Consider the following 11,257-nt stretch of genomic DNA (forward strand, 5'->3'; position numbering starts at 1 on the left):
ATTACTGTTTACTTAGCTTAAACGCCGGGTATAGGTCCGGCAATGGGCATTACTGAATTCCGTAAGAGTTCATCAGCTCCTTATATTTATCGGAGTGACGGCGGCGCAGGCTTTCCTGGCCAACCAGGTCCTGTACCTTCATAAAACCATCCAGGATAGCTTCGGGACGGGGTGGGCAACCTGGTACATAAACATCCACAGGAATTACCTGGTCAATGCCCTGTAGTACTGAATAGGTATCGAAAATACCACCGCTGCTCGCACAGGCGCCAACGGCTATTACCCAACGGGGTTCGGCCATTTGCAGGTAAACCTGACGTAAAACAGGTCCCATCTTTTTAGAGATAGTACCCATTACCAGCAGTACATCGCACTGGCGCGGGGTAAAGCCCATACGTTCTGCACCAAAACGGGCCAAATCGTAGTGCGCACCCATAGTCGCCATAAACTCAATACCACAGCAGGATGTTGCAAACGGAAGCGGCCAGATGGAGTTTTTCCTGGCCAAACCAATAATATTATTTAAAGAGGTGGCAAAAAAGCCCTCGCCGCCGTAACCTTCCGGCGCCTCCACCATCTTCACTTTGTTGTTAAATTGAACCGGACGTGACATATTTACCTCCTAGCCTCCCGGAACGGGAGATTTATATAAGTTTCAAAAACATTCCTTATCAGACTAATACCTGCAACTACAATGCCCTAATCTTCCCACATGAGTGCGCCTTTCTTCCAGATGTAAATGAAGCCCATTACGAAAAAGGCAACAAACATCAACATCGCCAAAAAGCCTTCCCAACCAAGTTCCCTGAAATTAACAGCGTACGGATAGAAAAAGATCACTTCCACATCAAACAACACAAAAAGGATCGCCGTCAGAAAATACTTGATCGCTACCGGCTGACGGGCATTACCCTTTTGCTCGATACCGCTCTCGAAGTTGATCAGTTTGTCACTTGTTTTACGTTTGGGCCCAAGAAAATGCGTGCCCACCATCGTTATCGCTACAAATCCCAGTGCCGCAACCATTTGAAGCACAATAGGAAAATAACTAAATGGAGTGTTCGTAGCTGTTAAAAATTCAGTTCCAAATAACATAAGCTTCCCCTAAAAAGTTGAAATATAATTCCAAGCAGGCAAAAATACTGATAGTATGGCAAAATACAAATCAACAACGGGGAAAATCTAATTATTTTTTTGCATATGTAATATTCTCAGATATGAATGAGTTTCTATTAGAAACGAAAAGGAGCTTTCACAGCATCCAAAAAACTGTGAAAACTCCTTAAGATTTATGTTACAACAGCTAGTTTGCCGTGTAAAATGCTATTTCGTCGACTTTCCGGTAGTGGTTTTTGAGGCCAGGTTTTCTTTGATAGCCTTGGCGGCCTCGTTATTTGGATCGAGCGGAAGTACTTTATCCATGAATTTCTGCATGTTAGCCTTATCGTCGGTGTTATAGTAGTATACCATTATATAGGTATACGCCTTTACCAGACCGGCTTTGTTCTTTTCAGGCTCGCCTTCGGCCATGGAGATATATTTTTCGAAGTAAGGCCTTGCCACGCCCGTTTTTGCCTCTACGTCCTTACCAGCATTAGCCATACCTCTCCAGTAATGCCCCGTCGTAATGTCGGGGAATTTCTCGGCAAGGGCGCCAAAGGCTAAATCGGCCTTGTTAAGGTACGTGGTATCTGTGCCTGTTTCGCTGGCAGAACCACGGTAGTAATTAAGGCCTACATTATAGTAGTCAACTGCTGTTGGGTTTTCCTTTTTCTCAATTTTCAGGTCAAGCAGTTTCTGGTACCATTCGCCGGCTTTACCATAAACCCTGGCGGCTGCGTAAGCTTTGGCCACGCTTTCGAAACGTTCAGCATCTTTAGCAGTATCAGAAGTAGCGTATTTCTCAAGGTACGTAAGTGCCTTGGCATCGTTAGCGGCCTGGGCAGCAGAATCGCTAAGCTTCAAACGGCCATAAATTTCACTAAGTAATTTATAGTCATTCACTTCCAGTTTAGCTTCACCAACTTTCGCCGCATATTCATCCATTGTTTTTTGTGCGGTCAGCGAATCTCCTTTCTGCAGGTAAGCATCCCCGATCAACCGGTTAAGTTTGCCCTGAAACGCCTCGTTTGCTACAGGTAACAGACTTTTAGCCTTGTCAATGGCAGCATCATAATCTTTATTAAAGAAAGTAATGGCGGCCAGGTAGTATTCATTGCCCACCTTATCGGTAGGATCAGCAACAGCCAGGTATTTCTGCAGGTACTCTTTCGCTTTCGGAATATCGAACTGGTCGGCGCGTTGGGTAAAGTAAAATGAATACAATTCAAAGAAAGCCGGGGCATACTGAGGATCGGTTGTGGTTGCCCTTACCCAATCGCCCAGCGCCTGCTGCTTCAGTTTCGCATTGTAGTTCACGAGACCTTGTTTCATGATCGCCTCTGCATTCTTAGGGTCTACTTCGAGCGCTTTCTCGTAAGCTGCAATCGCCTTACCTCCGTTCTCACCTCCCAGCATCCTTAACGCATCACCTAGTTCTATATAATCTGCCGCAGTGGCATTGTACACGTCTTTCTTCTTGGCACCTTCATTATTCATCAATGTTTCCATTGTTTTCAATGCATAAGCCCTGTCGCCCGCCTTCACTTCCGTGTTAGCATCGGCAATGGCGCGCGCCACCTCTCCGTTCTTTCCCTTCGTTGCGGCAGTAGCGGTCTCAAACTTTTGTTTGGCCGCTGCTGCATCGCCCTTCAGCAAATCAATACGACCTGCCCCCACTGTTAGTAACGGCGAAGTTGGAACTGCCTGTAGTCCTTTCTGGAACGTAGCTGCAGCAGCTATTTCGTTCTCAAGGCCTAACTCGGCCAGGCCCAGGTAGTAATATCCTCTATCGTCAGTAGCTTTTGCAGCTACTACTTTCTCAAAGTCTTGTTTTGCAGATTGGTACTTTCCATAATACAGATGCTTAAGGCCATCGTCCACAGACTGGGCCATAACTCCTGTTGCCAGTGCCAGCAACGCTATGGTTAAACTTTTCCTTTTCATGAACTAATCGGTTTAATGGTTTCTCGTTTAAAGTCCTTTTTTCACGTGGTACAAGTTCTTCCTATCTACCCTTAATTTAACGTTTTTTCAAAAGCTGGTCAAATAGGCCGGAAGATTTTAATTATATCTAAAAAAACATGCCAAAATGCTGGGACAGCTGGCTTAAAAGGTTGAGGTTTCGTTAAATTTTAAAGATAAACGGTAATGGGACAAAAAAAGAGCAGCGCTTATACAGCACTGCTCTCAATAATGGAATAGTTATCGTACTTATTTGCTCTTTGTACCAGCAGCCGCTGTTTTAGCAGGTGCTGCGGTGCTTTTGTTCATTACTTCGGTAATCTGTTTTACAGTACCATTTTCAGGATCAAGTGGCAGTACTTTATCGATATAAGTTTTCAGGTTCGCTTTATCTTCAATATTGTAGTAATACACCATGATATAGGTGTAAGCGGTTACCAGGCCACTTTTATTTTTCTGAGGCTCGCCTTCTGCCATCGAGATGTATTTCTCGAAGTAAGGTCTGGCAATACCAGATTTGGCTTCCGGATCTTTAGCCGCAAAAGCTCTTCCAGCCCAATAGTGACCGGTAGTAATATCAGGATATTTTTCAGCAAGTACCAGGAAGGCAGCTGCGGCTTTGTTCAGCGATACTGTATCGGTACCACCTGCGCTACCAAAGAAGTAGCTATTGCCGGGATAGTAGTAATCTGCTGCGCTTACGCTTTCTTTGTTTGCCACTTTAGCTTCCACTGCTTTAGTGTACCAGTCGCCTGCTTTAGCCAACTGGTTGGCCGCTTTGTAAGCTTCCGCTACGGTGGTGTATTTGTCAGCTTCTTTTGATGTGTCGGCGGCTGCATATTTTTCCAGGTAAACCAGGGATTTTGCAGTGTGACCAGCCTGTGTAACTGAATCAGCAGATTTCAGTTTAGCGTAAATCTGGTATAGCAATTTAAAGTCTGGTGCTTCCAGCTTTTCTTCGCCTACAGTTGCTGCATAATCTTCCGCTACTTTCTGGGCCGACAGAGAATCGCCTTTCAGCAGGTGAGAGAGGCCTACAAGCCTGGTGAATTTAGCTTTATATGCATCATTTGCTTCTGGCAATACTGCGGTAGATTTAGCGATCGCGTCAGCATAATCGTTACTCAGGTAGCTCATATAAGCCAGCCAGTACTGATTTTTCAGCTTATCTGCCTGGTCAGCCACCTTCAGGTATTTTTCCAGGAACTCTTTTGCATATTGAACAGAGAACTGATTAGGTTTAGGAGTGAAGTAATACTCGAACAGTTCCTGGAAAGCAGGCGCATAATTCGGATCCATCGCAGTTGCATTAGACCAGGCTGTGAGCGCGTCTTTATTCAGGCGGGCGTTGTAGTTAACGATACCCTGTTTGGTTACTGCTTCAGCATTTTTAGGATCAAGCTCCAGTGCTTTTTCGTAAGTCGTGATAGCTTTACCGCCATTTTCACCACCGAGCATCCTGTAAGCATCACCCAGTTCGATATAATCAGCTGCAGTTGCAGTGTATACCTCTTTCTTTTTACGGCCTTCGTTGTTCAGGAGTTTTTCCATTACAACAAGTGCGTAACCTCTGTCGCCACCAGCTACTTCAGAGTTAGCATCGGCAATAGCGCGGGCTACATCACCATTACGACCTTCTGTTGCAGTGCTGGCCACTTCGAATTTCTGTTTGGCGGCATCCACTTTGCCGTCGATCAGGTCGATACGTCCGAGACCGGCCGTAAGCAAAGGTGAGTTAGGCACTGCCTGTAAACCTTTTTGGAAAGCGGCAACGGCACCGGCTTTGTTTTCCAGGCCAAGTTCAGCGATACCCAGATAATAGTAAGCCTTGTCTTCTGTAGGTTTGGCGGCTATCACCTTTTCAAAATCCTGCTTCGCAGATTGGTACTTTTCGTAGTACAAATTTTTCATCCCCTCTTCTACAGATTGGGCCATCGCGCTACCGGAAAAGCAGAGCAACGCAGCAATCAAACAGTTCCTTCTGTTCATGAGCAATCGGTTTTTTAAAGTTGTGTTTATGTGTTTAGCTTATTTGATTGTTGCGTTCCTGAACACTACATTCGAGCGGGCAGGAAATAGTTTAAAACGCCTGATCAGTAACTGGCCTTCCTGGCTTCCTAGAAAAGTGGCAAATCCGGAACCGAGGCCCTGGTGCGGCTCTTTGAGGATGAAAAACATCCCTCTCACCAGTGGATACGATCTTGCAGCAATATAAAGTTGGTAAGGTTGTACAAATTCGGATCCATAGTCGGCACGCAATTTTGCTACATTAACCCTGTTCGTAAAGTCGACAGATTTATAATCATCCGTATCTGAAATCCAGTTTACACCGATCACACCCATCGCATCCTTATTCTTAGCTACGTAATCTATCACTTCAGGGTTTCCTTTAGCCGACATTGTTGTAGGCGGCAACGGTTTCCCTTTATTAATAGAGTCGATAATATATCTCACCGTGCTTGAATTTTCATTATCAAACACCAACTGCCATTTGCGATCACTTTTACCAGCCATAATATCGCGTACCTGGTCCATCGTAAAGATAGAATCAGGGTTTTCGTTATTGGTTACCAGCGCCAGTGCATCCCACGCAAGCAGCAAACTTTTGGGAGTAATGTTCACCTTTTTAAAATACTCTTTCTCTTCCGGCTTCAGTTCACGCGTAACGATCACCAAACGAGCACTATCATTAAAAAGATCTTTGAAACATTCCGCCTCCGGTTTGTACTCAACGATGATGTTTGTTTTCGGATAAAGGGAATGAAACACCTTTAACTCAGAGTCTATCAGCGGCTTGTATGTTTCATCCACAGAAATATGAATACTTCCGGTTGTTGGCGTATCCAGCTTCTTCCCCGATTTATTCTCAGCACATGAATTCAACAAAAAAACAGTCGCTAACAGCAATACGATGCCCGTATGGTATTTAGACCTTAGTTTCATACTCGTCTCCCCTTTGCTTATTTAGATAAAATTTTCCTGGCACCGTTGATCACACGGAACAGGCCATAGACAATCAATGCTCCTCCACCAACGTACATTACAATTGGCGGTAGGGAAAATTCACCCACTCCTAGTCTCTCTGCAAAAAAGATAAATAAAGCGAAGAGAATAAAAAATATTCCCCTGATCACTTCACCTACCGGACGGTATTGCAGGTTTCTCCTTTCGTTGTTATATGTTTCTTCGTTCTGCATAGTTCTGCGAGTTACAAGTATACAAAAAAATAGTTTTAATCTGGAAGTATAAAGTTTACAGGAAGGTTAAAATTTTTTAGCCGGGACTGCCTTGCGGACCGCTCTCACCCTCAATTTGCGGTTATATCCCATAAGTTCCTGTATAACAAAGAAGTCTGGGTATTGCGTTTCTCAGGCCCGTACTTCTTAAGCATATCAATTTTAATACAAGCGTAAGGACCTGTCATTAAAAGTATCAGCAATACAGCAAGCATTCCTGTTATCGAACGCCTGTACATAAGGTTGCGATAAAAATTATGCAGGTTAAAAAGGCGCAACAAACGCCAATTCCCCGGTTTGCGTTTTTCTTTACTATGTAGTGCTTTTATTTCCATTATCTGTAGTAAGTAAAGTAGCGGTTTCTTTGCATAATATAGATGCGGAGGAGCTGATTTTCCATAAAACACGTTGGAGGAGAATAAGCTGGCCCTATGCACTTCCCTGAAAAACATGTAGGTTTGCGGCTGGAAAAAAGCTGCTACCAGGCGGCTCAAAATAATAGCAAATGAGAATTCTGATGGTGTGCCTGGGAAATATTTGCCGTTCGCCGCTGGCGGAAGGTATTATGAGGCACCTGGCGGCAGAGAAACACCTGGATTGGACAATTGATTCGGCCGGGACGGGCAGCTGGCATGTAGGAGATCCGCCCGATGCCAGGTCGGTACGCGTAGCCAGGAAGTATGGCATAGATATATCGGGCTTACGTGGTCGCCAATTTCAAACTACCGATTTTGATGCGTTCGATCGCATTTTCGTAATGGATCTCGATAACTACCGGGATGTGTTGCGTAAAGCACGTACAGAAGCCGATCGTAGCAAGGTGCAATTGTTGCTGGAGCGGCAACAACCAGTGCCTGATCCATGGTACGATGATGCACTTTTTGAACCGGTATTCAAACTCATTCTGAATGGCTGTGAGCGTATTGTCGCTGCTACTGGTTTATCTAAATAAATAATATAACGTCATACAATTTAACAATAATGGTAAAACCCAGTATTCCTAAAGGCACCCGTGATTTTGGTCCTGCGGTGGTAAGGAAAAGGAACTATATACTGCAAACGATACGTAATACATTCGAGTTGTTCGGCTTTCAACCGCTGGAAACGCCGGCAATGGAAAACCTTACTACACTTAATGGTAAGTACGGGGAAGAAGGTGATAAACTGATTTTTAAGATACTGGACAACGGTGATATTCTTGGAAGAGCGCAACAGGCAAAAGACAGTCGGGAGTTGGGTAACCTGCTTTGCGAAAAAGCACTGAAGTACGATCTTACCATTCCCTTTGCCCGTTACGTGGTAATGAATCAAAACGAACTTACGTTTCCTTTCAAACGTTACCAGATACAACCTGTTTGGCGCGGCGATCGCCCGGCCCGCGGACGTTACCGTGAATTCTATCAATGTGATGCAGACGTTGTTGGCAGTACATCTTTGATCAACGAAATAGAACTGCTCAAAATATACGATACTGTATTTACAAAGCTTGGCCTCAGCGGTTACGCACTTCGTGTAAATAACCGCAAAATACTGGCTGGCCTCGCCGAACTGGTGAAACGCCCCGACCTTATTATAGACATCACAATATCTATCGATAAGCTGGATAAAGTTGGTATCGAAGGTGTGAGAAAAGAATTAAGTGAAAGAGGATTGAACGATGAAGAAATTTCCATCGTAGAAAATTTCATTTCGATCACTGGCAGTAATGATGAAAAGCTGGAGAGGCTGAAAGTAGTTTTGAAAGATTCTCCAACCGGTCTAAAAGGTGTAGAAGAATTATCGTTCGTACTCAACAACCAGCTTGTTAACTACAACGAACACCCACAAATCGACCTGACACTGGCCCGTGGCTTAAACTATTATACAGGTATCATTATCGAAGCCCGGGCACCGGAAGTGGTGAAGATAGGTAGTATCGGTGGTGGTGGGCGTTACGACGATCTTACTGGTTTGTTTGGTCTTCCAGGCCTTTCCGGCGTAGGTGTTTCTTTCGGTGTAGATCGTATCTATGATGTGTTGGAAGAAATGGGCTTATTCCCGGCAACTGCACAACAATCTACTAAGGTTATATTTCTTTACACTGGTGAAGAGAATATTAAACTTGCGTACAAACACATCCTTGCTTTACGTGAGCGTGGTGTAGCTGCCGAATTGTTTCATGAAAATGCGAAGATGGATAAGCAGATGAAATATGCAAACAAACGCGAAATACCCTATGTAGCTATTATCGGAGAGAGTGAGTTGCAGGATAATGTCGTTAGTTTAAAAAACATGGTTACCGGCGAACAGGTTAAAGTTGCCGCGGACGAGATAGCCAATTTCGACTTTAAATAGATTGAACTGAATATTGCTAAGAGGCACGGTTGCAGTAATGCGATCGTGCCTTTTTTATTAGACCATATTACCTTTGGTGTACTCCCATCCGCGGATGAAATAAAAAATACCCGACTAATCGTTTGAGGAAAATTATCCTTGCAGCCCTTTTGTCTTTGTAGCATAAAAGAAAGCAGGGGCGTCTTTTATTATTGGGGGTTCATCCCGTAGCTATAATCATAATGCCGCTGCAGATGAATTCCCTTAACAACATATTCTCCAGGTGTGTAAATACGCGGTTAATACTACATCACCCTGTCCCTATCAGCGGCAACACTTGTAACAATCAACACATTTCCTGCTAATTGTAAATCAAAATCGTCTCCATGCTAACGCCAAACACCGTTATGCCCGGTACATCTAAGTGTGTCCCACTTCAAATTGGCAACAACGCATAGTTTTTTTGCAATTTCACTCCTCACCTAACAATACGCTTCTTCCGCCTCATGATCAGAGGCATATACCGAGGTAAAAAGACATCGTTCATCCCCATATTTTACTAATGAAGGCTTTATACGTATGATGACAGATGGCATAAAAACTGCGAATATTCATCTGCAGTTTGGGTATTTGCCTCACGTATAAGAATTATACTCCGCTTCCGGCGTCGTAACACACCGGCTGTTTTCTCGCAATAGTGACACTTACATACATTCTTTCATTCCGGACCAATCCTTAATTAAAGGAGTATCTCACGGACACACGTCATTGCCAGATCTTTTAACACCAACACATCTACTCCAGATACGGTTCGGTAACAAAAAGAGACGTTGGAAACTATGACGGCAATAGATACAGGTTGGTCTGGAGACTATCATCGCAGTCATCACAGCAGTTTAAAATACCCTAACCATAAGCTGAATCCCCTCAAACTTCCATCCTTAATCATGAAAGCCCGACAGCCCGTAGTTGAATTTCGATATCACCAAGTTCTCTGTCCGTTTACTCATCCTCCCTGAGATATCTCCAATAACTGTAAAAGCCCTCATCACACTTCTTCGACCGGAAAGCCCTTGCATTATTCTCCACATATTCATCCCATATTGGCTGGTTTCCATCCACATCTTTAAATCCATACTCCCGCACCAACGACCAGGACCCGAACACTCTTCCTGTTTTCAGGAATACATTGGGGTCAGCGACCAGTGCGGCAATTCCCCGGCCAACATAGAACGGTGTTTCCGATGCAATGAAATGTGGCTCCTTCTTCGCGCCCTCCTTCCAGTTTTCCTCCGTTACACCAAAGTGAGCTAACATCTCCTCTGAACGAAGAAACCCAGGTGTTACGGCTATAGCACTAATATTATGCTCCTTTAATTCATGCGCCATGGTAAAAGCGATCCTGATAATACTGGTCTTAACAAGGTCATAAAAGAAACTACCGCGATAAAAATACCCGTCGCCATCCGTGATTTCTATTATGGTTCCTGATCTGTTTGACAGCATCAGTGGAGTAGCATACTTACTGGTGATAACATGAGTATTAATTGCCTGTTGCAACATCGCAAATCCCTTATCCATAGCGAGTTCCCAGAATGGTTTCCCCCATTCGGTGAGCTTTTCGCCGCCCCATATATCATTAACCAGTATATCCAGTTTTCCCTGTTCTGTAGAAATTCTATCAAATAATGCCTTTACTTCCTCCTCTTTACTATGGTCCACCTTTACCGGGATGCCAATTCCGCCATAACTGGTTACCATTTCCGCCGTTTCCTCAATGGTTTCTGGCCGGCCAGGGTTAACGACGCCAAGGCGGCTACTCCGCCCAGTACAATAAACTGTTGCACCAGCCTCCCCCAGCATACAGGCAATACCGCGGCCCGCTCCTCTGGTAGCACCGGCAACAACGGCAATTTTTCCGCTTAATGATTTCATAAAGTAAATTTCGTGTGCTGTAAGATCAGTCGCTACTACGCATTGTATTTGCGTTTAGATCCGAGATAGTAAAATAGAGGGCTGGGCTGGGAAACGAATTGAGGATAGGATATAAAACAAAAAAGCCTCACCGTAAAACGATGAGGCTTCTAATAAATACGGCGGCTACCTACTCTCCCGCATTGTGGTGCAGTACCATCGGCCATGAGGGGCTTAACTTCTCTGTTCGGAATGGGAAGAGGTGAACACCCTCGGCAAAACCACCATAAGATCTTGCGTCTTGTTCAGACTAATAATTTACATATTGGGAATAGTTGTACTTCGATATCAAAATAAAATTAAAGCTTACGGGCAATTAGTACTACTCGGCTTTGATGTTACCACCTTTACACCTGTAGCCTATCAACGTCGTAGTCTCCGACGACCCTTAAAAGTAAACTCATCTTAAGGAAGGTTTCACGCTTAGATGCTTTCAGCGTTTATCCTGTCCGTACATAGCTACTCTGCACTGCACCTGGCGGCACAACAGATACACCAGCGGTACGTACGACCCGGTCCTCTCGTACTAAGGTCATGTCCTCTCAATTTACTAACGATCACAACAGATAGGGACCGAACTGTCTTGCGACGTTCTGAACCTGTCTCTTATACACATCTCCGAGCCCACGAGACTCCTGAGCATCTCGTATGCCGTCTTCTGCTTGAAAAAA

9 protein-coding genes and 1 rRNA gene are annotated in these 11,257 nt (G+C 44.4%); 2 read left to right on the forward strand and 8 right to left on the reverse strand.

The features are described from left to right. Window positions 1-49 precede the first annotated feature (49 nt). The 6 genes from QZT80_RS17130 to QZT80_RS17155 all read right to left on the reverse strand — a co-directional run bounded on the left by QZT80_RS17130 (window position 50) and on the right by QZT80_RS17155 (window position 6,260). Complete coding sequence (locus tag QZT80_RS17130; RefSeq protein WP_295124682.1) at window positions 50-613, reverse strand: NADH-quinone oxidoreductase subunit B; 564 nt, start codon at window positions 611-613, stop codon at window positions 50-52. A gap of 86 nt (window positions 614-699) precedes the next feature. Continuing rightward, window positions 700-1,026: an NADH-quinone oxidoreductase subunit A gene (locus QZT80_RS17135; RefSeq protein ID WP_295124710.1), complete on the reverse strand. Its 327-nt coding sequence runs from the start codon at window positions 1,024-1,026 to the stop codon at window positions 700-702. A gap of 297 nt (window positions 1,027-1,323) precedes the next feature. Next, a complete protein-coding gene (locus tag QZT80_RS17140; RefSeq protein WP_295124685.1) occupies window positions 1,324-3,045 on the reverse strand; it encodes a hypothetical protein in 1,722 nt (573 codons plus the stop codon). Window positions 3,046-3,312: 267 nt separating this feature from the next. Next, the gene (locus QZT80_RS17145) at window positions 3,313-5,052 is read right to left on the reverse strand and encodes a hypothetical protein (protein WP_295124689.1); all 1,740 of its coding nucleotides are present in this window, start codon (window positions 5,050-5,052) and stop codon (window positions 3,313-3,315) included. A 39-nt stretch (window positions 5,053-5,091) separates the two neighbouring features. Further along, window positions 5,092-6,006: a PstS family phosphate ABC transporter substrate-binding protein gene (locus QZT80_RS17150; protein WP_295124692.1), complete on the reverse strand. Its 915-nt coding sequence runs from the start codon at window positions 6,004-6,006 to the stop codon at window positions 5,092-5,094. A 17-nt stretch (window positions 6,007-6,023) separates the two neighbouring features. Continuing rightward, window positions 6,024-6,260 (reverse strand): hypothetical protein, encoded by a 237-nt coding sequence (locus QZT80_RS17155; RefSeq protein WP_295124695.1) that lies wholly within the window; start codon window positions 6,258-6,260, stop codon window positions 6,024-6,026. A gap of 544 nt (window positions 6,261-6,804) precedes the next feature. Here QZT80_RS17155 and QZT80_RS17160 point away from each other — a divergent pair. Both QZT80_RS17160 and hisS read left to right on the forward strand, forming a co-directional pair. Further along, window positions 6,805-7,251, forward strand: coding sequence for a low molecular weight protein-tyrosine-phosphatase (locus tag QZT80_RS17160; protein ID WP_295124698.1), 447 nt, complete (start codon window positions 6,805-6,807; stop codon window positions 7,249-7,251). 29 nt (window positions 7,252-7,280) lie between these two features. Then, the gene (gene hisS / locus QZT80_RS17165; RefSeq protein ID WP_295124701.1) at window positions 7,281-8,633 is read left to right on the forward strand and encodes a histidine--tRNA ligase; all 1,353 of its coding nucleotides are present in this window, start codon (window positions 7,281-7,283) and stop codon (window positions 8,631-8,633) included. A gap of 981 nt (window positions 8,634-9,614) precedes the next feature. Here hisS and QZT80_RS17170 read toward each other — a convergent pair. Together QZT80_RS17170 and rrf are read right to left on the reverse strand one after the other, a co-directional pair. Next, window positions 9,615-10,547 (reverse strand): SDR family oxidoreductase, encoded by a 933-nt coding sequence (locus QZT80_RS17170; protein WP_295124704.1) that lies wholly within the window; start codon window positions 10,545-10,547, stop codon window positions 9,615-9,617. Between the two features lie 156 nt (window positions 10,548-10,703). Beyond that, window positions 10,704-10,815, reverse strand: a 5S ribosomal RNA gene (gene rrf / locus QZT80_RS17175). Between the last annotated feature and the right edge of the window lie 442 nt (window positions 10,816-11,257).

The organism is uncultured Chitinophaga sp., from assembly GCF_902168175.1.
In the GTDB taxonomy this organism is placed as follows: Bacteria; Bacteroidota; Bacteroidia; order Chitinophagales; family Chitinophagaceae; genus Chitinophaga.